This is a genomic window from Desulfovibrio aminophilus DSM 12254 (assembly GCF_000422565.1).
Taxonomy (GTDB): domain Bacteria; phylum Desulfobacterota; class Desulfovibrionia; order Desulfovibrionales; family Desulfovibrionaceae; genus Aminidesulfovibrio; species Aminidesulfovibrio aminophilus.
In genome coordinates this window covers 25013-47827 of sequence record NZ_AUMA01000018.1, presented here as the reverse complement: position 1 = coordinate 47827, position 22815 = coordinate 25013, and the positions used below count along the sequence as shown (strand labels likewise).

Below are 22815 nucleotides of genomic sequence, written 5' to 3'. Positions count from 1 at the left end.
GATAGGAACTGATGTCAACGGGCAAGCGCGCTTTTTTTGGGGAGCAAATTTTCACTGAGAGCACGGAGCGGGCGATTGGATGAGGGTGTTTTTTTACGAAAATTTGCGTCGCATGGGGGTGGTGACGGTTGACGGCATTGGCGGCTTTCGGTAGGGTTCAATTTAATGGTACGTCGTATCGCATTACGGTACGACGTTGCGCGGGTGAGCTCGCGCGTATACGGTACGATATACCGCTTTGTGGAACAACTGGGTAGCAAAGATTTCACCGAGGGAGCTATGAGCCAGGAAACCATGTTTTTGAAAAACACGGAAACATTCGCCGAGAGTCTTGCCCGGTGCGGGGTGAAGTATCACTTCGCGTATCCGATCACTCCGGCGACGGATGTCATGAAGCGGATGGCGGTCATCCTCCCTAAGTACGGCGGGGAGATGATGCAGATGGAAAGTGAGTTGGCCGTCTCCAGTGCCCTGGCTGGCGCCGCCTGCACCGGGAAGCTGGTGGCGACGTCGAGTTCAGGGCCGGGCGTGACACTCATGCACGAGGCCATTGGATTCATGTGCGCGGCGGAATTGCCCTGTCTCGTGGTGGATTCCATGCGTGTCGGCCCCGGCGATGGGGACATCCTCGGCGCCCAGAGCGATTATCATGTCGCCACCCGCGGCGGCGCGCACGGCGACTATCGCGTGATCGTCCTGGCCCCGGCTTCCGGACAGGAAATCGCGGACATCATGCCGCATGGCATCAGGCTGGCATACAAATACCGTACGCCCGTCATGTTCCTGCTGGACGGCGTGAGCGCCCAGACCACGGAATCCACCACTCTTCCCGCCTACACAGACTATTCCGCCGAATTCGACACCTCTGGCTGGGCCTTCACCGGAACGCAGGACCATCCCAAGCGGGCCCTCATCACGGGCAGCTATTCTCACCAGGATGGCTACGAGATGAATGAGAAACTCCGCGCCAAGTATGAAAAAATCCGCGAAAACGAGCAGATGTGGGAAGCCGAACAGGTCGAGGACGCCGAACTGGTGGTCGCCGCGTTCGGCATTCACGGCCGCATGTGCAGGGACATGGTCGCCAAGATGCGGGGCAAGGGCAAAAAGGTCGGGTTCATTCGGCCGATCACCTTGTGGCCGTTCCCGGACCGCGCCTTCGCCGTGCTGCCTGATTCGGTGAAGAACATCCTGGTCGTTGAAATGAATCTCGGGCAGATGGTGGATGATGTCAGACTGGCCGTCAACGGGCGAATCCCTGTCCATTTCCTCGGCAAAACCGGCGGGGACATGCCCATGCGCACCCTGGCGGAGATGATCGCCGAAGCAGACAGGATTCTGGGGGAGTAAGCAATGGAAAATCTGAGCGCGAAATACGGGAAAACATTAAACCTGGACAAGCTGACCAGCTACTGTCCGGGTTGTGGGCACGGCATCGTGACCAGGCTTGTGGCCGAGGCCATCGAGAGCCTGGGTATCATGAAGCGGACGATCGCCATCGTCGGCATCGGCTGCGGCGGATTCTCCCATCACTATATGGACATCGACGCCATCGAAGCCACCCACGGCCGGGCGCCGTCCTTCGCCGAAGGGTATAAGCTGGCCCGCCCGGACAACATCGTCTTCACCTATGCCGGCGACGGGGACACCTGCGCCATCGGCCTCGGCGACTTGCTGCACGCGGCCAACAAGGGCATGCCCATCACGACCATCATGGTCAACAACACGGTGTTCGGCATGACCGGCGGCCAAATGTCGCCCACGACCCTGGAGGGCCAAGTCACGACCACGACGGTGAAGGGGCGCGCCGTTCCGCATCAGGGTTACCCTCTGCTGGTGCCGGAAATGATGCGGGCCATGCCCGGCGTGAAGTATCTGGCCAGAGAATCCGTCGCCACCCCTAAGGCCATCCGCAAGGCCAAGAAGAGCATTCACAAGGCGTTCGAGTGCCAGGTCAAGGGGTTGGGCTATTCCTTCGTGGAGGTGATTGTTCCCTGCCCCACGGGTCTCAAGATGAAGGTCAAGGACTCTTACGCACGGTGCGCCAAGGAAATGACTGAGTACTTCAAACCTCAGGTCTTCAAAGACGAAACGGAGCAGGGCGATGCTGCATAAATGCATGTTTTCTGGTTCCGGCGGACAGGGATCCGCGCTCATGGCGAAGATGGTCTGTCTTGGCGCGATCAAGGAGAATCTGAAGGTCGTCATGACCCAGACCTACGGGATTGAGCAACGTGGCGGCGACTCCACCGCGTACGTGATCGTTTCCGACGTCCCCATCGGCAGCCCGATCGTGGAAAATGACGCGAACATCGCCGTGGCCCTCAGTCAGTCGATCTATGACAATTGTTTCGAGGCGGTCGTACCCGGCGGAAAGCTCTTCACCAACAGCTCGATGGTGGAGGCGCCGAAGGAGGCCAAGGGCTTCGATCAGGTTCTCCTCCCGGTTTCGGACAAGGCGGTTGAACTCGGTACCGTGCGCTGCGCCAACATGGTCATGCTGGGCGCGGTCATCGCCGGGACTCATCTGCTGAAGCTGGAAACGGTCGAGGAGGTCGTCAGGGAAACGCTCGGCACGAAAAAGCCTCAACTGGTGGAACTGAACATCGGCGCGGTGCGCGCCGGATATGACGCTGTGAAAAAGGGGTCCCGGCAATGAGTGAGAAGCATCACATCATCGACACCCGCCGCTGCAAGGCGTGCGGACTCTGTGTGGACAATTGCCCCAAGGAGGTCCTCTCCCTCGGCAGCGCGATCAATGGCCAGGGATACAACTATGTTTTCCAGGAACATCCAGAGAAGTGCATCCTGTGCGATATCTGCGGCACGGTATGCCCCGATATGGCCATTGGTGTCGTGACGAACAATTAAAGGAACCATTCTTGGAACATTCCGGGGATGATCGTCATAAGGAGCTTTTCTCATGAGTGATCTGGTTCCCTTGTTTCAGCCGAAAAGCGTCGCCCTGATCGGCGCTTCTTCCAATTCGAAGAAGTACGGCTATTGGACGGCGAAAAGCCTGATCGAAAACGGATTCGAAGGCGACATCCACCTCGTCTCCCGCACCGGCGGCGAGATTTTCGGCCATCCCACCTATCCCGATATTCTTTCCGTTCCCGGCGACGTGGACATGGCCATCATCGCCATCGCTCCCAATCACATTTTGCCCGTCATGGAGCAGTGCGTTGAAAAAGGCGTCAAATGCGCCATCGTCGTCTCCACCGGATTCGGTGAAACCGGGCCGGAAGGCAAGGAGCTTGAGCGCAAGATGCTCGAGATAGCTCGCAAGGGTAACATGCGGGTGCAGGGGCCGAACTGCATGGGCACCTACAGCGCGGTCAAGAGCATGAACGCCAGCATCATCGACTTGGCTCCCGGTCCCATGAGTCTTGTCTTGCAGAGCGGCAACTTCGGCATCGACATCAACTTCAACGCCAAGTCCAGAAACCTCGGCTACAGCTGTTGGGCGACCATCGGAAATCAGCTGGACATGAGGTTCCATGACTTCGTGGAATACATCGAGGCCGACGACGACACCAAGGTTCTCCTCTTGTACATGGAAGGCCTCCGGGTCGAGAGTGAGGAGGACGGCCGCAAGTTCATCAAGGCCGCCCAAAAGACGGCGGCCAGGGTGCCCATCGCGGCGATCAAGATCGGCCGTAGCGCGGCTGGGGCCCGGGCCGCCGCGTCCCATACCGGATCTCTTGCCGGAAGCGAAAAAGTTTTTGACGCCGCACTGCGGCAGGCCGGGGTCATCCGCGTGGACACCCCCCGCCAGCTCCTGGACGCCGCGGAAGCCTTCTCCAAGTGCAAGCCCGCCAAGGGCAAGCGCATCGCCATCCTGACCGATGGAGGCGGCCATGGGGTCATGGCCACGGATTTCGCCGAACGGTTCAACCTGGGGGCGCCGGTCCTTTCCGAAGCCACTCAGGACAAACTGAAAGAAATCCTCATGCCGCATTGCCCCATCAAGAATCCGGTAGACCTCGCCGGAACGCCTGAAGCGGACATGTGGGTGTTCGATCGTTGCCTGGACGTTTTGCTGAAGGATCCCGACGTGGACGGCGTCGTCATCGTGGGCCTGTACGGCGGCTACGCCGACCTCTCCGAAGAGTTCAGGATCCTGGAGATGGACGTGGCCAAGAGCATGGTCGAAAGGATCGCCGCAAGCGACAAGCCGGTCGTCATGCACTCCATCTACCAGCCGCAGCAGCCTGAGTGCTTGAAATACATCAGCGAGCACGGCGTCCCGGTGTTCGGAGAGGTTGATGCCGCGGTCAGGACCATGGGAGTGCTGGCCAGCTATGCCGACATCAAGAAGTCCCTGCGGGAGGAGGCCGACGGCGAGTTGGCGGATATGCCCCACGACCGCCGGGAGAGGGTCGGCGCCATCATCCAGGCGGTCAGAGCGTCGGGACGCACCAATCTCGTCGAGACCGAGGCCCGGAACGTGCTCCGTTGTTACGGCCTGAACATCGATGAAGACTATCTGGCGACGAGCGCTGATGAGGCCGCCGCCTTTTATAAGAGGATAGGCGGCAAGGCGGTCATGAAAATCGTCTCTCCCGACATCCTGCACAAGACCGATGCCGGGGGCGTGGCCCTGAACATCGACTCCGAGGCCAAGGCTCGCGAAGCCTACGAGCAGTTGGTGAAGAACGGACGCAGATATAAATCCGAAGCCGACATTTTCGGCGTCATGGTGACGCGCATGCTCCCCGGCGGAGTGGAATGCATCATCGGTTCAAGCCACGACAACACCTTCGGGCCTACGGTGATGTTCGGCCTGGGGGGAATCTTCGTGGAGATCTTGAAGGACGTCTCATTCAGGGTCGCGCCGGTGAACATGCCTGAATGCCGGAAGATGATAAGAGAAATCAAAGGACTGGGCATGCTTCAGGGCGCCAGGGGAAGCAAGCCCTGCGATCTTGAGGCTCTGGCTGAGACAGCGTGCATCATTTCCCACCTCGTTGATGAAATGAAAGACGTGGTTGAGGTTGATCTTAACCCTGTATTCGCGCGGGAAAAGGGTCTGTCCATAGCTGATGCAAGAATCATCTTGCGCAGTTGAAGTATATTTGAACAAACTTTTAGTATAAGGATTGAACCATGAGAGACGTCAAACGCTATCCAACGACTACTGGTGAAAGCTGGCTCGAAATGTCAGCCTACAAGCATCATCAGTTCAAAAGGCATACGGAAATCAGGGATGAGTACGATTATATCGTCGTCGGCGCGGGGTATGGCGGACAGGCCGCAGCCCGGCACCTCGCCGAGCTGCATCCGGATGCGAAGATCGCGGTGTTCGAGGCGATTCTCATCGGAAACAACGATAGCGGCAAGAACGCCGGTTTCATCATCGACGTTCCTCACGATTTCGGCGACCAGGGGAATTCTTCTTTCGTGGAGAACCAAAAGTACTTCGAGCTGAACACGTTCATCATCAAATGGATGGAAGACACGATCAAGGAAAAGGGAATAGAAGACGTCGACTGGGATCACTGCGGAAAGTACTTGTGCTGCGCCGAGGAAAAGAGCTTCAAGCTGATCGACCACGAGATCGCTGAACTCAAGAAGATGAATTGTTCATATGAAGTGGTCGAAGGCGAAGACCTGTATCGCCGCACAGGGACAAGGTACTACAAAAAGGCCTTGTACACTTCTGGAACCGTGCTCATCAATCCTGCCGACGTTCTCCGCGGGTTGTTCAGCGTGATGCCTGAGAATGTCGATGTTTTTGAAGAATGCCCGGTGATGCGCATCGATGAGGAGCAGCCGGCGGGCATCGTGCTCCGCAACGGCAGAAAGATTTGCGCGAAATTCGTCCTGGTGACCGGCGGGCCTTTCATCGAAGAATTCGGAATTGTGAAGAGTGTTTTTTGCCCGGTGCTTTCGTACGGAGCGTTCACCAGGCGGTTGAACGACGAAGAGATGAGCCAGATGGCCGGCGTCAAGCCGTGGGGATGCACGGCTGGGCATCCCGCCGGGACGACGGTCCGCTTCACCCGCGACAATCGTATCTTCGTCCGCAACGGGTTCTCCTTCGCGACCGATCTCACCACCTCGCACCAGCGTATCAGACGGGCCATCCCCAAGCTGCGGAAGGCCTACGAGAACCGCTACCCGAACCTCAAGCACGTCAATTTTGAATTCATCTACGGCGGCATGATCAACATGACCATGAACTACCGTCCGTTGATGATGCAGAAACATCCCACGGTGTTCGCCTCAGCCTGCGGCGAAGGCGCGGGCGTCGCCAAGACGAGCCTGCTCGGCTACTACCTGGCGGAATGGGTCAGCGGCATGCCGAGCGAAAACCTGGCCTTCCTCAAAAAAATCTCCACTCCGAAACGGCTTCCCCCCGAGCCTTTCTTGACCATGGGCGCCGAAGCCAGGCTCTTTTACGAAGAGTTCAACGCCAAAACAGAGATCTAACGCCCTACCCCTAACCCGCTCCTGTCGAATGGGAGGGGCGCCGTTCACAGTCGGCGCCCCTCCCGCAGGAGCCTCGCACTGAAGGAGCGTCGCATGAAATTCATCAATTCCGAAGGATCCGCCGAAGTCGTAGGGCCTTACAGCCATTGTGTGAAGGCAGGAAACACATATTACATCTGTGGACAGGTGCCCTTTCATCCTGTCAGCGGCAAGGTGGTCGGAACCACGATCAAGGAACAGGCTTTCCAGACCCTGTACAACCTCAAGATGGTGTTGGACTCCGCCGGGCTCGACATTTCGGACATCGCGAAGACGAACGTCTTCTTGACCAGCATGGATGACTTTGACGGATTCAACGAAGTCTATGCCGAATTCATGGGGAACCACCGTCCGGCTCGGCTGTGCCTGGGGGCCAAGGAGATCGCCCATGGCTGCCTGCTGGAGCTGGATGCGATCGCCTTCAAGGAATAATTCGCGTTTAGGGTGGCATGCCAGTTCTACAAATATTACGGATAGTTGAGGAGGAGGTGTGCGATGGCGTCTCAGGGACGACAAATCATGAGTTTTGAAGATGCTCCATTTTCACCCGTTCACAAAAAAATCGCGGCCGGTACCTTCATGGGCCAGGTTTGCGATGGATATATCCTCGGTATCGTCGGTATCGCCCTGTCTTACGCCACGGGGGCTCTGGCACTGGACGGATTCTGGATGGGACTGATCGGCGCGGGCGCGCTCTTCGGCATCCTGCTCGGGAGCCTCCTGACCGGAATCATCATCGATTGCGTGGGAAGAAAGGGCGCCTACATGCTGGTCGCTGTCTTCAGCCTGGCTCTGTCCGTGGCCCAGTTCTTCCTGACCGACCCCCTGCACTTGGTCATCGCGCGGTTCCTGCTCGGGATGTGCGTCGGCGCCGACTACACCATCGGCGTCGCGTTGCTCAGTGAATGGACCCCCGAACGGATCCGGACGAAGATGATGAGCTGGCTGATGGCTGCCTGGACATTCGGCTACATCATCTCCTACTTCGCCGGTTTGTTCATCGCCTCCATGGGCGACCTGGGCGAAAACGGATGGCGCTGGATCATCGCCTCCTCGTCCGTGCTCGCGCTGCTCACCTTCCTCGTGCGCCTGGGCTCCCCGGAGTCGCCGGGCTGGATGCTCACCAAGAAGCGCGGCGATGAGGCCTTGGGCCTGATCCACCGCTATCTCGGTGCGAACTACGGCTTGCCCGTGGAAAAGAAACAGACCGCTTCCGCCTCCTTCTTCAGGCTCTTCAGCGCTGAACTGTGGCGGAACACCATCACCTCCTGCACCTTCTTCCTCTGTCAGGTGCTTCCGTTCTTCGCCATCTCCATCTTCTTGCCGGTGGTCGTCAAAGGGCTGAACATCGCCAATCCCCATGCGTCCGGGATGATGTACAACGGGTTCACCATGGTCGGCGTCTTGATCGGCATTTTGATCGCCGACAAGATCTCGCGCCGCGCCTTCCTGCTCTGGACGTTCTACGGCGCCGCCGCGATCCTGACCCTGATGACGGTCTGGCGGAGCATGCCTCCCACCATCGCCCTCATCCTGCTGGGCGCATTCTCCACTGTCCTGGCCATCTCCATCGTCGCCGAGTGGTTGTATCCGCCGGAGCTCTTCCCCACGGAACTCCGGGGCTCCGGCGTCGGCCTGACCATCGCCGCCAGCCGCATCGGCGCCGGCATGGGCACCTGGATGCTGCCGATCGTCACGGAGCAGTATGGAGTCACCGTGACCCTGACCTGCTGCATCGCGACGCTGGTCATCGGCGGCCTCGTCTGCCAGGCCCTTGCTCCTGAAACCTCCCCGCAATTCGCGGGGAGAAACTCCAAGGCAGTCCCCTCCATATCCCGGGTATAAAAAGATCCTCCGGGATACCCCGCCACCGTGATGCCCCCCGGCCTGAGTCGGGGGGCATCACCTCTTCACATCCCGGCGAAGGGAGCGGACGCCTATCGAGAGCCGACGCCCGACGACGCATTGCCCCTTGGAGTTGATGAACGGAAATGGTGCGCAACGTTTGGATAAACAGCAGTGAGGCCTCCGGCGACATGTATGCCGGAGCCCTGGCCGGCGAACTGCTCCGGCGCGACTCGTCGCTTGAGATCGGCGGCATGGGGGGGGCGATGATGGCCCGGGGGGGAGCCAATGTGCATTTCCCGATGAGCCGCATATGCTTTGCCGGTTTCATCGACGTCTTGCGGGGCCTGCCGGGAATCTTCCGCCTGCGCCGGGAAATCATCAAGTTCTGGGAAGGGAACCGCCCGGACGTGATCGTCATGGTGGATTGCCCGGACTTCAACCTGCCTCTTGCGAAGGCGGCCCACGCCTTGCACATCCCGGTGTTTTACTTCATGGCGCCGCAATTCTGGGCTTGGCGGCAGGGCGGCCTGAACATCTTGCGGGAATGCGTGCGGACGACTCTTTGCGCCTTGCCTTTCGAGCCGCGATATTTTCATGGCAGGGGCTGCCGGACGCTGTATGCCGGGCACCCGCTCCTGGATATGATTCCCCTTCGGACCCTGGATGCGTTGCGCCCCGACCCGCATCGCATCGGCATCATGCCGGGAAGCAGAAAAAAAGAGATCTCCTTCCTCTTGCCGGAATTTGCCGCGGCGGCGGCCAGAATCCACCGGGAAATGCCCGAAACGACTTTTCACATCGCCCGGGCCCCGGGCATCGGCGCGGATATCCTGCGGCGGTTCTGGCCCGAGGATCTGCCCGTGGACATCGTGGAGCCGGAGAACAGGTTCCAGATGATCCGCAGGTCCGGTTTGGTCCTGGCCGCATCCGGAACGGCGACCCTGGAAACGGGGCTCATCGGCACTCCCACCATAGTCGCCTACAAAATCGATTCCCTTGCCGCATACGTCCTGCGCAAATTGGCCCTATCAAAAATGGTCAGCCTGACCAACATCCTGCTCAATAAGGAACTCTTCCCGGAATATCTCCAGGAACGAGCCACCGCCGAGAATTATTACAAGCAAATGGCGGCTTGGTTGAACAACCGCGATTTGCTGCTGGATATTCGTCGCGAGTTGCAAGAGTTGCGCAACGCCGTCGGCCCTTCGGGAGGCGTCCGATTCGCGGCGGATATGATTCTCGCACAACAATAGAGAAGTGAGAAATGAACGTCGGATTCATCGGAACTGGCAACATGGGGGCCGCCATCATCAAAACGCTTCAGAGCGTGGACGGCTTTACTGTTTTCGGACTGAACCAAACGCGAAGCAAATTGGAGACGCTGGCGAGGGAAACAGGGCTCACTCCCTGTGACGACATCCGGGAATTGACGGATAAATCGGATTTTGTCGTTCTGGCGGTAAAGCCGCAACAGGCTCAAGCGGTATGGCCCGACCTGGTACCGGCCTTGACGCGGGAGAAGTGCTTGGTTTCCATCGCAGCGGGCCTGACCCAGAAGGATCTGATGCGCGGCGTGGGCGGCATTTGCCCCGTCGTCCGGACCATGCCCAACAGCCCTGCCCTGATCGGAGAGGGGGTGACCGCCGTATGTTTCGATGATCCTGCACTTACCGACAGGCAAAAACAGGCCGTCCAGGCCATGTTTCAATATTCGGGTGATGTACACGTCCTGCCTGAACAGCTGTTCGACGTATTTACCGCAGTGATCGGTTCGGGACCGGCGTTCATTTTCTATCTCATCGAAACCATGATCGAGTCTGGAGTGGAGTTGGGACTGGAGAGGGAGAGCTCTTCTCGAATGGTTAAGAAAATGTTCCGAGGCGCGAGTCTCATGGCTGAACAATCGACTCTGCATATCAGCCTGCTCAGGGAAATGTCCGTCGCGCCACGTGGTACAACCATCGCGGCCTTGGCTCATTTCGATCATGCCGCCGTGCGCGGGAACATCATGGATGCGATCCGGGTGGCCTTCAATCGCAGCGTGGAGATGGGGGGCGGGTCGGCCTCATAGGTCCATGGGAAAAGGATCAGACGCAATCTGTTCTAGGCTGCTGCTCGTCGTGCGGATGCTTCTGGCTCTCCGTAACAGTCCTCCGTTCCAGAGCTGGAGACGAGAGAGGCTCTGGGGCGACGGTGTCGGGGAGGCTGGACGGCACCCTTCTGACCTCAGGGCTGTGGATTCTTCTGGCGTCATGCGTCAGAGGGATTCATGGGACTACTCTTCATTTTCACTGCGGATGAATTTCCCTGCCGCATCTTGGATCCCAGTCAATCTGTCGAACGAGAGCGCAACGTCAGCCTGCTCAATCTGATCGTTCTGGCCCATGCCTGCGGCGTGGGGCTGGGCGTCTTGCTGGAGGGTGTGGACGAGAACGGGCGGTGATGTTTCGGGCCGCTACCCCCGCGGCGTTTTCAGCGCGCCGTGATCCGCTGCGACAATCGTCTCAAGCAGTTCATCGCGTTTCTGTTCCAGCCTCTTCATGTCCTTTCCGATGCTCAGCAACTCCGTGTGAGCCCGCCGTATCCGTTCCGCCTCTTCCGGCGACAGCGTCGGCAGGGGCAGATCGCTCATGTCCGCGGTCTTGATCTGGGGCACGATGCCGCCGGTGACGAGCCGGGCGATGTGCTCCTGAGTCTCCCGCGACCGGAGCTGGTGGAAGAGGCAGATCGGGTCCGCGCCGTCGCGGGGCCGGAGCACCTGGAACGACTGGCTGGGGATTCAGTTCGGCCCGCAATCCTCGGGCGCCAGGACGACCTTGCCCACGGCTCCCTTGCAGCAGAAGAGGATGTCGCCGGGACGCAACACCTGGCTTCTCTGGGCTTCGGACAAGGCCCCCGAATAGACCGAACCCTTCACCGGCCGCCGGAGCAGACCGTCGGTCTCGATGTCTCTTATGGCGGCCTCAAGGAAGAGGTGCTCCTCGGGAACCGTTTCCCCGGGCGCGAGACGCCGGGCGCCGGGCCAGGCCTGCCCCCGGATGCCTTGGACGAGCAGGCGCAGGGGCTTGGTCTCGGCTTCCTTGGGCACGGGCGCGGCGTCCCGGACATGGCGGCGCGGAGTGATGTCGCAGTCGGCCTGGACCAATGCTTGACCCCCGAGGAGGCGGACGCGATCCGAGCGACCCTCCCGCAGAAGGCCCGCCACTTCCCTCCAGCCTTTGAGCCTCGCCTGGGTGGACCGCGCTCCTTGAGCAGGTCGTGAAAGCCTCCGGAGGCGTCCAGGAGCCGGACCGGCGCGCCCGCGTGGCGCTCGGCGTCCAAAACCAGCAGGGCGGGGTTCCAGCGGGTGCCTGGAATGAGATTGACCGGCAACTGGATCACCGCATCCAGAACACCGGCCCCCAGAAGCGAGGCCTTGAACAGGCTTTCGAGCTTCCTGCCCGCGGCCAGAAAGCCCCAGCTCACCAGGGCCGCCAGACGCCGGCATCGCCCGAACAGGAGCTCGAGTTTCTGGACGACGAGCCGGATGTTGACGCGGCCAAGGCCCGCGCCATGCGCCAACGCATGAAGATGGTGGCGCGGCAGGTGGCGATGAACCCCGATGACGGAATCGACCTTTGAGGACACGCCCATGGCAACCAGAACCCGCCTGAATCTCTATTTCGACCCCGCGCTTATTCCGCAGATCGAGGCGATGGCGCTGCGTCGCTCGGTGGTGCGGCGCCGCAATGTCTCGAAATCCGCCATCGTGGAGGCGGCCGTCATGTCCTATCTGTCCGGCGATTCCGCCGGCCAACTCGAAGCGGCCATGTCGCGCCGTCTGGACAAGCTCGGCCGGCAGATCGACACGCTCGACCTATATCTCGCCGTCCTCGGCGAGATGGTCGCGCAGTTCATCCATTTCTGGATGATCATCACGCCGTCGCTTACAGGAGCCGCACAATCCGCTGCCCGGGCGAAAGGAGCAGAGCGGTTCGAGGGTTTCTTGCAGAATCTCGGCCGGCGTCTGGCGACCGGTGACAGGTTCCTGAGAGAGCTTTCGCGAGATTTCGAGCACGACAGCGCATCAAGGTGGGAACAAGACGATGCTGTTGAATGAAATCCAAGCTTGGGAAAGCCGTGCTTGTTGACGAAGCTCAGACTTCAAGCTAACGGTGCGCCATGGATAACGAAGGCGAAATCCTTATACTTACCGGAACTCCCGGCGCGGGGAAGACCACGGCCGCACAGCTTCTGGCTATGACAACGGGATCGCCGAAAGTTCATCTTCATTCAGATGATTTTTGGCATTTCATTAAGAATGGAGCGGTTCCTCCCTATTTACCCGAGGCTCATAGGCAAAATTCTGTTGTCGTCGAAGTGCTCGCAAACGCTGCGGCCGGATATGCCAGAGGTGGCTATTTTGTGATAGTGGACGGCATCATCGGTCCATGGTTTCTGGAGCCGTTCAAGGCGTTGTCTCTTCCGCTCCACTATGCAGTTCTTCGTCCATCATTGGAGAATGCTATTCAGCGCTGCCGTGAGCGCGGCGACGAATCGATTACTCCAGAAGCTATTGCAGCCCTCCACAACCAGCTCTCTTCACTTGGAGAGCTTGAACGACATGCCATCTTAGTTGATGGAAAGTCACGCGAAGAAATGGTGAGCGCATTAGCCGAAGCTGTTCATAGCGGGGCGTTTCGTTTGTTGCCTTGAACGCAAACTGCCATCGCGTGCTAGCTTCGACGGAACCCATCCTATTTACCGCCGTTCGCCGCAGATCACCGCACGCAGCTAGATACTTGTTGAACCGGCCGGATTTCGGTCTCTCTTAATCGACCCCGATCCGGGGATCGTTTGTCGCGTCCCCCAAGAAGCCGGGGCCGACATGACCAACAATCACCAAAGACCGGAAGCCATTGCACGCGGCGCACGTATGTTGCGCACGGCATTGGGGCCGGCAATCGCGCGACTGCTCGAAGACCCCGCCGTGGTCGAGGTGATGTTGAACCCGGACGGGCGGTTGTGGATCGACCGCCTTTCCGAAGGGCTTTCCGATACGGGCGAGCGTTTGCCCGCCGTCGATGGCGAACGTATCGCGCGGCTGGTCGCCCATCATGTCGGCGCAGAGGTTCATGCCCGCAGCCCCCGCGTCTCGGCGGAATTGCCGGAGAGCGGTTCGAGGGCCTGTTGCCGTCCGTGGTCGCCGCCCCGACCGTCGCCATCCGCAAGCCCGCCGTCGCGGGCGTCCTGGCGGACGCCACGGAGCGAGCCTTCGCCGACGAGGCCGACCCGACCTCCGGGGTCTTCCCCGCGCACGCGGGGTAGTTGATGAGGGCCCCGACCTGACGGGGCGAAAGAGAGGGTCTTCCCCGCGCACGCGGGGTAGTTGCGCACCGGGGCCCTGACCGCCTTCTACATCGAGGGTCTTCCTCGCGCACGCGGGGTAGTTGCGTAGGGAATGGGCCCGGCCCGCGCTGGGGGTGGGGCTTCCCCGCGCATGCGGGAGTAGTCCCTACGCGGCGGAAACGGGCCGCAAGCCGGGCATCGTCCTCATCTTTGAACGCCCTGGCGACCTCCGCAACATGGGCCGCATCCAGGCCGTGGACGCCGCATTCGGCCTGGGGCTCACCGTCTGGACCGTGGGACCGGCGGCACCCTGACCTGGCTTCTGTTGACCGGCTGCCAGATAGCGGTTATTGTTCAAATGGCGGCGTACCCTGACCCTCTCCCGGGGGGGGCCGAAGCAAGGGTGCCGTCGGCCCAGCTGGCCCGGGACTGCTGGGCTTTTTTCATGGCTCCCGGTACAGCAACGCCGCAGCGCCCGCCGCGTCGAGCGCCTTGCGCCGTTGGTCGTCCAGATAGCGCAACAGATCCTCATCCCTGCCCATCGGCGGGAACACCGTGCTCCCGCTCCACTGCCTGCCGCCGTAGAGGCGGAACACGGCGAACCCTCCTCTCTTGCGGTCCTCCCCGGCGAGCAACCGGATGAGGTCTTCCCCGCGTACGCGGGGGTAGTCCCGACGTGATCTGCTTCTCCGGCCGTGGTCATGGCGTCTTCCTCGCTTGCGCGGGGATGGACCGGCTATTGCCGAGGGGGGCCTGTCTCCCCCCATTTCCCCTCACGCTCCCCGTTTTTTCCCCGCTAAACGGTCCACCAGTCGGTCAGCCCGAAGATGCGCATAGCGCACGAGCATTTGCAGCGTCTTGTGGCCGGTGATGCTCTTGATCTCCATGATGTCCAGGTCGGTGTTCTCGAACAGGCGGCTGGTGGCCTCGTGCCGGAGATCGTGGAAGGTCAGGCCGCTGATGCCGGCCTTGCGGCAGGCCTTGCTCATGGTGTGGGTGATGCCGTCCTTGGAACAGCCGAACACCGAACCGGAGAGGTTGCGGGGCAGGCCGCGAAGCAGGTCGAGGGCCGCGGGGGAAAGAGGCACGGTCCGGGGATCGCCGTTCTTGGTCTTGGGCAGCAACAGACAGCTGGTCCGCAGGTTCACCTGGCTCCACATGAGCGAGGCGATTTCCGAGCGACGCATGGCGGTTTCCAAGGCGAAGAGCACCACCGCGCGGAAGGAGGGCGGGCAAGCCTCAAGCAGTCGTTCTTCCTCGCCCCATTCCAGACGCCGCTGCCGACCTCCCGGAAGCTTGGGATGCGGCGTCGTCTGCACCGGATTACTCAGACTTTCCATTCCCCAGGCGGTCCGAGCCAGATTGAACACGCGTGAGAGAGTGGCCAGATCGAGGCGGATGGTGTTGGCGGCCATGCCTTCTTCCTCACGTTCCCGGATGAAGTCCGCGATGTCCTTGCCTCGGATGGCCGCAAGCATTTGGCTGGCGATCTTGCGTTCCTGGAGCTTGTGCGCCCGGCGGGCATCCGTGGCCCCGGCCGCCAACTGCGGGGTGTATTCCCGGATGAAGCGCTCCAACGCCTCGGCCAGCGTCGTGGTCTCGGCCTCCTTGCGGGAGATGAAAACGCCCCGATCCATTTCGGACTCAATGGACCTGGCCCAGGTTTCCGCGTCCACCCGTGTGTCGAAGGTGCGGGTCTGGACGGGATGGCCCTGCCTTCTGATGAGGACTCTCCACTGCCTTGGTCCACGTTTCTGGATAGTCGCCATGGGGCCCCTCTTTTTGGGGCGACTGTACCAAAATTGTACCAAATGTGGAAGTGGACATAAAAAAGGGTCGGATGAATCATCCAACCCTTTGTTTTCTCTGGAGCCGGCGATGGGACTTGAACCCGCGACCTGCTGATTACGAATCAGCTGCTCTACCAACTGAGCTACGCCGGCCCGATGGAGGAAGGATTGATATACAACCAGGGCATCGCAAGTCAAGACCCGGGGAGCGGCGTCCATCGGAGCGGCCGGGCCGCTGTACACGAGGGGCCGCTTCGTGCTAGCAGGGGTGCGGTTTCGCAGTCAGGAGCGGGCGCATGTTCGATCGCCATTATTACAAATCGCTGACCCGGAGCATGGTCCTCACCGTGTTCCTCGTTTCCCTGACGCCCTTGGCCCTGGTCAGCGCCATCACCAGCTACCAGTTTCACACTTCCTACAAGGACCGCGTCAATGCCCACCTGAGGGAACTGGTCCTCAAGCACAAGCGCAACATCGACGGTTTCCTGGCCGAAAAGCTGGCCGTGATCCGCGTCCTGGCCGACCTCATCCCCGAGAGCCGTTTCCGCGATCCCGCCGCGCTCCAGACCATCCTCAAGAGCCTTCAGGACCGTCACCACGGCGCGTTTGTGGACATGGGGCTGGTGGACGCCCATGGGGTCCAGGTGGCCTACGCCGGTCCCCTGCGGCTGGAGCGGGCCCGCTACGCCGAGACCCGCTGGTTCCGCGAGGCCATGCGCCACGAACTCTACGTCAGCGACGTCTTCCTGGGGTTGCGCGGTTCGCCGCATTTCATCGTGGCGGTAAGGGTGCGGGCCTCTGGAGCGGAGTGGATATTACGCGCCACCGTGGACTTCGAGAGTTTCAACGAGTTGGTCGAGAGCGTGGCCGTGGGGCAGACCGGCTTGGCCTACATCGTCAACAACCAAGGCGAGTTCCAGACGCGGCCTCGGCGCGAGGCCGCCGTGGGCCCGGCGGAGATGCGCGGCATCCTGGCCCGCGCCTCCGAAGGAGCCGGGCGTGGCGATTTCTCTCCGGAATCCGCCGCCGCCGGGATCAGGATGTCCCAGGCCGCCGTGGCCCTGGACGTGATCCACGGGTCCGCCGGAGGCGGGGACGTCTTGCTGCTCACCGCGCCGCTCAAGGACGGGGCCTGGACTCTGGCCTATCAGCAGGACGAGGCCGACGCCTACGAGAGCCTGTACCACGCCCGCAATCTTTCGCTCTTCGCCATCCTCGGGGGCGGCGTGGGCATCCTGCTCATGGCCGTGCTCGTGTCCAACCGCATGGTCAACCGGATCGTCGAGGCCGACCGCGAACGGGACATGATGAACGAGCAGGTCATCGAGGCGGGCAAGCTGGCCAGCGTGGGCGAACTGGCCGCGGGCATCGCCCACGAAATCAACAATCCCCTGGCGATCATGCTCGAGGAGGCGGGCTGGGTTCTCGACCTCCTGGACGACGAACATCTCCGCAGGCACGAGAGCCACGCCGAGATGGTTCGGGCCCTGAAGCAGATTCGCCAGCAGGGCGGCCGCTGTCGGGACATCACCCACAAACTCCTGAGCTTCGCCCGCAAGATCGACCCCACGGTCAAGCCCGTGCAGGTCAACGAGATCGTGCGCGACATGGCCGCCCTGTCGGATCAGCGGGCCCATCTGGCCAACGTGCGCATCAGCGTGGACCTGGCCCCGGACCTGCCCGAGATTCCGGCCTCGCCCTCGGAGTTGCAACAGGTTCTGGTGAATCTCATCAACAACGCCATCGACGCCATGGAGCGTGGCGGTGAGCTGAAGGTCAGCACCCGCCTGGAGGGCGCGTCCGTCATCCTGGACGTGGCGGATTCCGGCATGGGCATCCCCAAGGCCAACATGGCCCGCATCTTCGATCCCTTCTACACCACCAAGCCGGTGGGCAAGGGCACGGGGCTCGGGCTGTCCATCTGCTACGGCATCGTCAGGAAGATGGGAGGGGAGATCAGCGTGGACAGCGTGTTGAACCAGGGCACGGTCTTCCATATCCGGCTGCCCCTCGAGGAGGCCCGGGCGTGAGCGGAAACGGAGCCGAGGCCCGCGCGGCGGGCGTGCGCGTCCTTTTGGTTGACGATGAGGCCGCATTTCTGGAAACCTTGCGCAAACGCTTGGCGCGGCGCGGGCTGACGGCCGAGATCGCCATGAGCGGCGAGGAGGCCCTGGATGTCCTGGCGCGGGCCCAGGAGATCGACGTTGTTCTCCTGGACGTGAAGATGCCCGGCCTGAGCGGCATCGAGACCCTGCAACGGATCAAGGTCGCGCATCCCCTGGTGGAGGTCATCCTGCTCACCGGCCACGCCACCCTGGAGGGTGCGGTGGACGGCATGCGCCTGGGCGCCTTCGATTACCTGATGAAGCCCTGCGAGATGGACGATTTGCTGGCCAAGGTCTTCGAGGCCAAGGCCCGCAAGACCGAGTTGGAGGGCCGGGCCGCCGGAGGGGGAGGGACGCCGTGAGCGGAGCCGTTCGGGTGCTGCTGGTGGACGATGAGGCGGGTTTCACCAGCGTGCTCAAGAAACGCCTGGAGCGCCGTGGCTATGCCGTGAGCGTGGCCCTGAGCGGGGCCGAGGCCCTGCGCGCCCTGCGTGGACAGGACTTCGACGTGGCCGTGGTGGATCTCAAGATGCGCGACATGGACGGCCTGGAGATCCTCGACGTGTTCCGCAAGATGATTCCGGAGATGCCGGTGATCATGCTCACGGGCCACGGCTCGGAGACCGCCGCCCATGAAGGGCTGGCCCGGGGGGCCTTCGATTTTCTGCTCAAGCCCTGCGAACTGGAGGATCTCATGGAGAAGCTGAACGCCGCCGTGGGCGCGGGCGGAGAGGGCGCATGAGTCTGCGTGTGCTGCTGGTGGACGACGAGGCCGAGTTTTTGGAGACGCTCTGCAAGCGTCTGGCCCGCCGCGAGGTGGAGGCCTTCACCGCCTCGAGCGGCGAGGCGGCCCTGGCGTTCCTGACGGCCGATGAAGTGGACGTGGTGGTCCTGGACGTGAAGATGCCCGGCATGGACGGCATCGAGACCCTCAAGCGGATCAAGGAGTTGCGGCCGGAGCAGGAGGTCATCATGCTCACCGGCCACGCCAGCATGGAGGCGGCCATCCAGGGCATGCAGCTGGGAGCCTTCGATTACATCATGAAGCCCACGGACATCAGCCAGCTGCTTTACAAGATCGAGGACGCCCGCAAGAAGCACGGGCTGAAGGCCGGGACCGCCCGGCGCGACGGAGGCGGCGGCCGCTGAGCCGGCCCCCGCGACGCATGACGCTACGCGACTGGTTGCCCTTTCTGGGCGGGAAAAAGAAGGCCCTGGGGGACGCGGCCGCCCTGCGGGCTGAATTCTCCAGCCGCTACCATCACTTCAAACTTTTCCTCAACGCCAACAACTCGGTCCACGAGCTGATGACCGACATCGAGGAGGGCCTGCGCGGTACCCGGCCCTTTGGGATGCATTTCGTGCGCGCCGTGTGCACGCGCCTGTCCACGGCGGTCTTCCAGCTGGTCAAGCACCTGGACGCGTTGGCCCCGGGCAAGTACGCCGAACTCTACGCCCGCTTTGACGAGACCCAGAAACAAATCAATCCCAGCGTGTTCCCGGACAAGGCCAGGGCCGGCGGGCCGCTCATCCTGCGGCTGCGCGAGGTGGGCCGTGAGCACGTGGACCTGGTGGGGCCCAAGATGGCCCACCTGGGCGAGATCAAGAACCGTTTGGGTGTGACCATCCCCCGGGGCTTCGTGATCACGGCCGAGGCCTATCGTCGGTTCATGGCCGAGAACGATCTCCAGGTGGAGATCGACCGCCGCATCCAGGCCGCCGAGGTGGTGGCCACCGAGGACATCTTCAACCTGAGCTCCTCCGTCCAGCAGCTCATCGTGGCCGCGCCGCTGCCCGCCGAGGTGGAGGAGGCCATCCTGACGGCCTTCGACATCCTCCGCGACAGCGAACAGGTCCCGGACCTGCACGTGGCCATGCGCAGCAGCGCCCTGGCCGAGGATCTCGTGGACGCCTCCTTCGCCGGGCAGTACCGCTCCAAGCTGAACGTCAGCGCGGAGGAACTCATTTCGGCCTACAAGCTCATCGTGGCCTCAAAATACAGCCTCCAGGCCATCGCCTACCGCCTGCAGCGGGGCATCCGCGAGGAGGACGTGGCCATGTGCGTGGGCTGCATGTCCATGGTGGACGCGGTGGCCGGGGGCGTGACCTATTCGCGCAACCCGCTCAACGCCCACGACGAGGCCGTGCAGGTCCACGCGGCCTGGGGTCTGCCCAAGGCCGTGGTGGACGGCTCCACCGAGGTGGACCTCTACCTCGTTTCGCGCGCGGCCCCGCATCGGCTCGTGCGCCGCGAGATCGCGGAAAAGCATACCCGCTACGCCTGTCTGCATGAGGGCACCTGCCGCATGGAGGTCACCACCCTGGATTCCTCCCGGCCCTGCCTCACCGACGTGGAGGCAGTGGAGGTGGCCCGCGTGGCCCTGGCCATTGAGGAATTCTACGGCCTGCCCCAGGACGTGGAATGGGCCCTGGCCCCGGACGGCACGGTGGAGATCCTCCAATGCCGCCCGTTGACCACCTCCGAGGAAGACGCCCTGGGAGCCGAGGAGGTGGTGCCTGAGGACGCCCGTTTCGGCACGGTGTTGCTCAAGGGCGGGGTCGAAGCCAGCCCCGGTGTGGCCGCCGGGCCGGTCTACGTGGTGCGCAAGGACGCCGACGTACTGGCCTTCCCGCGCGGAGCCGTGCTCGTGGTGGCCCACGCCCTGCCGCGCTGGGCCGCGCTGCTCACCCGGGCCGCGGCCCTGGTGGCGGAGCAGGGCAGCTTGGCCGGGCACCTGGCCACCGTGGCCCGCGAGTTCGGCAAGCCCGCCCTGGTGGGGCTCAAGGACGCGGCCTCGGCGCTGGAGCCGGGCCGGATGGTCACGGTGGACGCCGGAGGACACACGGTTTTCGACGGCCGGGTGGGGGAGCTTCTGGCCCGGGCGCGCGCACCCAAGAACCTCATGCTCGGAAGCCCGGTGTACTCGGCCCTGGAGGAAGCCGCGCGGCACATCCTGCCGCTGACCCTCCTGGACCCCGGATCGCCGGATTTCCGGGCCCGCAACTGCCGGACCTTCCACGACATCACCCGCTACAGCCACGAAAAGGCGGTCTGGGAGATGTTCCGCTTCGGCACGGAGCACGATTTTCCCCAGGCCGCGGCCAAGCAGCTCGTCTGCGGCGTGCGCAAGCAGTTCTGGGTGGTCAACCTGGACGACGGCTTCGCCGGGGAGGTGCTGGAGCCCTTCGTGCGCGTGGACCAGATCACCTCCATCCCCATGCTGGAGCTGTGGAAGGGGATGAACGCGGTGCCCTGGGAGGGACCGCCGCCCGTGCATGCCCGGGGCTTTCTCTCGGTGATGTTCGAGGCCACGGCCAACCCCGAGTTGGAACCAGCCACCCAGGCCGAGTTCGCGGCCAAGAACTATTTCATGATTTCGAAGCACTACGTGAGCCTGCAATCGCGCTTCGGGTTTCATTTCTGCACCGTGGAGGCCTTGGTCAGCGAGCGGGCCTCGGAGAACTACATCGCCTTCCAGTTCAAGGGCGGCGCGGCCAACATGGAGCGCCGCGTCCTGCGCGCCAAGTTCGTGGCCGACATGCTCGCGGAGTTCGATTTCGGCATCCGTCTGCGTGAGGACAGCCTCACGGCCCGCCTGGAGGACCGCGAACAGACCTTCATGGAGCAGCGTCTGCGGGTGCTCGGCTACCTCGTCATCCACACCCGCCAACTGGACATGGCCATGACCGACGCGGCGGCCATCGCCGAACGCCGGGAGCGCATGCTCAAGGACATCCGCGAACTGCTTTGATGCCGTTATTTTCCCGCCCCGGAAGTCCGGCGCTTCTTGCCCGGCGGGTGCTCTTGCGCTAGGTTCGCCCCATGAGCCGACCTCCGCAGCCCCGATCCGGCTTCACCATGCTCGAACTCATCGTCGTGGTGATCGTCCTCGGCCTGCTGGCCGCGGTCGCGGCCGGAGTCGGCGGGTTCATGGACGTGACCGTGAACAGCCAGGCCGGGGTGCTGCGGGACCAGATCCGCTACACCCAAATCCGGGCCATGCGCAGCGGCGGAGTCTTCGGCCTGAAGAGCTCCGCCGGAACCCTGTGGCTTTTTTCGGGCACGAACCCGGACAGCTCATCGGCCCGCCTGCCCCTGCCCGGCGAGACCTCGGTGAACGTGACCCTGGCGGACAAGGGGGTGGGGCTGAACGCCTTCACGCTCTTCTTCGACGCCGCGGGCAGGCCCTACAGCGCCTATTCCAGCGCTTCCAGCAACACTCCGGTGAGCGGCGCCTCGCCCTTGACCATACAGGTGACCCGCGCGGGCGGAACCGAGAGCCTGTCCCTGTCGATCACGCCGGAGACGGGATTCGTGCCATGAGCGGATCACGCGGCTTCACCCTCCTGGAGTTGATCATCACGGTGGTTCTGGTGGGGCTCCTGGCGGCCATGTTCGTACCGGTCATGGGCACCCAGCTGACGCGCAGCGCCGACCCCGTGGGGCGCGGCGTGGGCGAGGCCCAGGCCCTTTCCGACCTGGAGGCCGTGCTGCGGGAGTACGTGCTCTACCTGAACACGGATACGAATCCGGCCGGAGTGTTGGCGCACATGGCCTCGACCTACGCGGGCAACAGCAGCGTGAGCCTGTCCTGGATCAAATTCGACGCGGCGACGCGCAATGAAACCAGCGGAACCTCCTCGGACAACGACGGGCTCAAGGTCACGGCGAAGGCGCCGGGCGGCTTCAGCTATTCCATGCTCCTGACCAACGAACGGAACGCCACCAGCTATGACCCGGTCAACTACTGATCCCTCCCGCCGCGCCGTGCGCGGCATGACCCTGGTGGAGCTGATCGCGGTCATCGTCATCCTGGGCATCATCGGCACGGCCTCGGCCTTCTTCTTCGCCACGGGCATGAAAGGCTTCAGCCAGACCCGCTCCAATTCGAACCAGGCTCTCAAGGCCGAGGCGGCCGTGGAGCGCATGAACATCGAGCTGCGGGACATGGAAGGCGATGGGTCGAAGCGGGTTTACGTGACGCCGAACGTCTCGATCCAGTATCGGTCGAGCGCCCTGTCCGGCACGGCCGACCGGACCCTGGCCTACGACTCCGCCGGCAAGCGCATCACCCTGCTCGTGTCCACGGACGGCACGGCCCGTACGCTCATGGACGACGTCTCCGCCTTCCATCTTTCCGCGGACACGAGCCGGGATCTGGACGGAAAGGGATCGCCCAACGAAATCTCGGCCGTGAACATCGACTTCACCTCGGGCGGGCAGACCTACACGCTCCAGATCCTGCCCAGGAACTTCCTCTACCTATGAG

The 22815-nt window shown here is 62.4% G+C and carries 29 protein-coding genes and 1 tRNA gene; 24 read left to right on the top strand and 6 right to left on the bottom strand.

The features are described from left to right. Positions 1 to 279 precede the first annotated feature (279 nt). The 11 genes from H587_RS0111740 to H587_RS20625 all read left to right on the top strand — a co-directional run bounded on the left by H587_RS0111740 (position 280) and on the right by H587_RS20625 (position 10765). Positions 280 to 1350 (top strand): pyruvate ferredoxin oxidoreductase, encoded by a 1071-nt coding sequence (locus H587_RS0111740; protein WP_027176440.1) that lies wholly within the window; start codon positions 280 to 282, stop codon positions 1348 to 1350. Positions 1351 to 1353: 3 nt separating this feature from the next. Further along, positions 1354 to 2115 carry a thiamine pyrophosphate-dependent enzyme gene (locus H587_RS0111735; protein WP_027176439.1) on the top strand — a complete coding sequence of 254 codons (762 nt, stop codon included), beginning with the start codon at positions 1354 to 1356 and terminating at the stop codon, positions 2113 to 2115. After that, entirely contained in the window at positions 2105 to 2659 is a 555-nt protein-coding gene (locus H587_RS0111730) for a 2-oxoacid:ferredoxin oxidoreductase subunit gamma family protein (RefSeq protein ID WP_027176438.1), read from the top strand. The genes H587_RS0111735 and H587_RS0111730 overlap by 11 nt, the downstream gene beginning before the upstream one ends. Next, positions 2656 to 2871: a 4Fe-4S binding protein gene (locus tag H587_RS0111725; RefSeq protein WP_027176437.1), complete on the top strand. Its 216-nt coding sequence runs from the start codon at positions 2656 to 2658 to the stop codon at positions 2869 to 2871. The genes H587_RS0111730 and H587_RS0111725 overlap by 4 nt, the downstream gene beginning before the upstream one ends. Positions 2872 to 2923: 52 nt before the next feature. Next, complete coding sequence (locus H587_RS21275) at positions 2924 to 5071, top strand: acetate--CoA ligase family protein (protein ID WP_027176436.1); 2148 nt, start codon at positions 2924 to 2926, stop codon at positions 5069 to 5071. Between the two features lie 38 nt (positions 5072 to 5109). Next, entirely contained in the window at positions 5110 to 6435 is a 1326-nt protein-coding gene (locus H587_RS0111715; protein WP_027176435.1) for an NAD(P)/FAD-dependent oxidoreductase, read from the top strand. 93 nt (positions 6436 to 6528) lie between these two features. Next, the gene (locus H587_RS0111710; RefSeq protein ID WP_027176434.1) at positions 6529 to 6906 is read left to right on the top strand and encodes a RidA family protein; all 378 of its coding nucleotides are present in this window, start codon (positions 6529 to 6531) and stop codon (positions 6904 to 6906) included. A 147-nt stretch (positions 6907 to 7053) separates the two neighbouring features. Beyond that, positions 7054 to 8319 (top strand): MFS transporter, encoded by a 1266-nt coding sequence (locus H587_RS0111705; RefSeq protein ID WP_245560874.1) that lies wholly within the window; start codon positions 7054 to 7056, stop codon positions 8317 to 8319. A 146-nt stretch (positions 8320 to 8465) separates the two neighbouring features. Further along, positions 8466 to 9575: a lipid-A-disaccharide synthase gene (gene lpxB, locus H587_RS0111700; protein WP_034609286.1), complete on the top strand. Its 1110-nt coding sequence runs from the start codon at positions 8466 to 8468 to the stop codon at positions 9573 to 9575. Positions 9576 to 9586: 11 nt separating this feature from the next. After that, positions 9587 to 10393, top strand: a complete 807-nt coding sequence (proC, locus tag H587_RS0111695) for a pyrroline-5-carboxylate reductase (protein ID WP_027176431.1) — start codon at positions 9587 to 9589, stop codon at positions 10391 to 10393. 198 nt (positions 10394 to 10591) lie between these two features. Then, on the top strand, positions 10592 to 10765 hold the full coding sequence (locus H587_RS20625; protein WP_156904538.1) for a hypothetical protein: 174 nt from the start codon (positions 10592 to 10594) through the stop codon (positions 10763 to 10765). A gap of 12 nt (positions 10766 to 10777) precedes the next feature. Here H587_RS20625 and H587_RS0111685 read toward each other — a convergent pair whose 3' ends face one another. Further along, entirely contained in the window at positions 10778 to 11080 is a 303-nt protein-coding gene (locus tag H587_RS0111685) for a restriction endonuclease subunit S domain-containing protein (protein ID WP_027176430.1), read from the bottom strand. Between the two features lie 21 nt (positions 11081 to 11101). After that, complete coding sequence (locus H587_RS0111680; RefSeq protein WP_156904537.1) at positions 11102 to 11467, bottom strand: hypothetical protein; 366 nt, start codon at positions 11465 to 11467, stop codon at positions 11102 to 11104. Between the two features lie 113 nt (positions 11468 to 11580). Here H587_RS0111680 and H587_RS0111675 point away from each other — a divergent pair, with 113 nt between their 5' ends. From H587_RS0111675 to H587_RS20305, 3 genes are all read left to right on the top strand, one after another. Further along, positions 11581 to 11943, top strand: a complete 363-nt coding sequence (locus tag H587_RS0111675) for a hypothetical protein (protein WP_156904536.1) — start codon at positions 11581 to 11583, stop codon at positions 11941 to 11943. 10 nt (positions 11944 to 11953) lie between these two features. After that, on the top strand, positions 11954 to 12421 hold the full coding sequence (locus H587_RS0111670; RefSeq protein WP_027176427.1) for a hypothetical protein: 468 nt from the start codon (positions 11954 to 11956) through the stop codon (positions 12419 to 12421). A gap of 62 nt (positions 12422 to 12483) precedes the next feature. Then, complete coding sequence (locus tag H587_RS20305) at positions 12484 to 13017, top strand: AAA family ATPase (RefSeq protein ID WP_084630677.1); 534 nt, start codon at positions 12484 to 12486, stop codon at positions 13015 to 13017. A gap of 115 nt (positions 13018 to 13132) precedes the next feature. Here H587_RS20305 and H587_RS21410 read toward each other — a convergent pair whose 3' ends face one another. Continuing rightward, a complete protein-coding gene (locus H587_RS21410; protein WP_027176426.1) occupies positions 13133 to 13438 on the bottom strand; it encodes a hypothetical protein in 306 nt (101 codons plus the stop codon). A gap of 53 nt (positions 13439 to 13491) precedes the next feature. On the opposite strand from H587_RS21410, the gene H587_RS21405 reads away from it, so the two are divergent. Continuing rightward, a complete protein-coding gene (locus H587_RS21405; protein ID WP_281167636.1) occupies positions 13492 to 13629 on the top strand; it encodes a hypothetical protein in 138 nt (45 codons plus the stop codon). Between the two features lie 122 nt (positions 13630 to 13751). After that, positions 13752 to 13964 carry a hypothetical protein gene (locus tag H587_RS0111655; protein ID WP_156904534.1) on the top strand — a complete coding sequence of 71 codons (213 nt, stop codon included), beginning with the start codon at positions 13752 to 13754 and terminating at the stop codon, positions 13962 to 13964. Positions 13965 to 14093: 129 nt separating this feature from the next. Here the strand turns inward: H587_RS0111655 and H587_RS20620 are convergent, their stop codons facing one another. From H587_RS20620 to H587_RS0111640, 3 genes are all read right to left on the bottom strand, one after another. Then, positions 14094 to 14246: a hypothetical protein gene (locus H587_RS20620; protein ID WP_156904533.1), complete on the bottom strand. Its 153-nt coding sequence runs from the start codon at positions 14244 to 14246 to the stop codon at positions 14094 to 14096. Between the two features lie 177 nt (positions 14247 to 14423). After that, entirely contained in the window at positions 14424 to 15287 is an 864-nt protein-coding gene (locus H587_RS0111645; RefSeq protein WP_169432775.1) for a site-specific integrase, read from the bottom strand. Positions 15288 to 15517: 230 nt separating this feature from the next. Then, positions 15518 to 15593: transfer RNA gene (locus H587_RS0111640), tRNA-Thr, on the bottom strand. Positions 15594 to 15736: 143 nt separating this feature from the next. Between H587_RS0111640 and H587_RS0111635 the strand changes: the two genes are divergently transcribed. From H587_RS0111635 to H587_RS0111600, 8 genes are all read left to right on the top strand, one after another. Then, a complete protein-coding gene (locus H587_RS0111635) occupies positions 15737 to 17470 on the top strand; it encodes a sensor histidine kinase (RefSeq protein ID WP_027176423.1) in 1734 nt (577 codons plus the stop codon). Further along, positions 17467 to 17907: a response regulator gene (locus tag H587_RS0111630; protein ID WP_051202724.1), complete on the top strand. Its 441-nt coding sequence runs from the start codon at positions 17467 to 17469 to the stop codon at positions 17905 to 17907. The genes H587_RS0111635 and H587_RS0111630 overlap by 4 nt, the downstream gene beginning before the upstream one ends. Further along, positions 17904 to 18287: a response regulator gene (locus H587_RS0111625; RefSeq protein ID WP_027176421.1), complete on the top strand. Its 384-nt coding sequence runs from the start codon at positions 17904 to 17906 to the stop codon at positions 18285 to 18287. Before H587_RS0111630 ends, H587_RS0111625 begins: the two co-directional genes overlap by 4 nt. Next, positions 18284 to 18694 carry a response regulator gene (locus H587_RS0111620; RefSeq protein WP_027176420.1) on the top strand — a complete coding sequence of 137 codons (411 nt, stop codon included), beginning with the start codon at positions 18284 to 18286 and terminating at the stop codon, positions 18692 to 18694. Before H587_RS0111625 ends, H587_RS0111620 begins: the two co-directional genes overlap by 4 nt. Before the next feature lie 17 nt (positions 18695 to 18711). Then, entirely contained in the window at positions 18712 to 21297 is a 2586-nt protein-coding gene (locus H587_RS0111615) for a PEP/pyruvate-binding domain-containing protein (protein WP_027176419.1), read from the top strand. 71 nt (positions 21298 to 21368) lie between these two features. Further along, positions 21369 to 21869, top strand: coding sequence for a pilus assembly FimT family protein (locus tag H587_RS18365; protein ID WP_084630675.1), 501 nt, complete (start codon positions 21369 to 21371; stop codon positions 21867 to 21869). Then, complete coding sequence (locus H587_RS0111605; protein WP_027176418.1) at positions 21866 to 22297, top strand: type II secretion system protein; 432 nt, start codon at positions 21866 to 21868, stop codon at positions 22295 to 22297. The genes H587_RS18365 and H587_RS0111605 overlap by 4 nt, the downstream gene beginning before the upstream one ends. After that, positions 22278 to 22814 carry a type II secretion system protein gene (locus H587_RS0111600; RefSeq protein WP_084630674.1) on the top strand — a complete coding sequence of 179 codons (537 nt, stop codon included), beginning with the start codon at positions 22278 to 22280 and terminating at the stop codon, positions 22812 to 22814. Before H587_RS0111605 ends, H587_RS0111600 begins: the two co-directional genes overlap by 20 nt. The last annotated feature ends 1 nt before the right edge of the window (position 22815 follow it).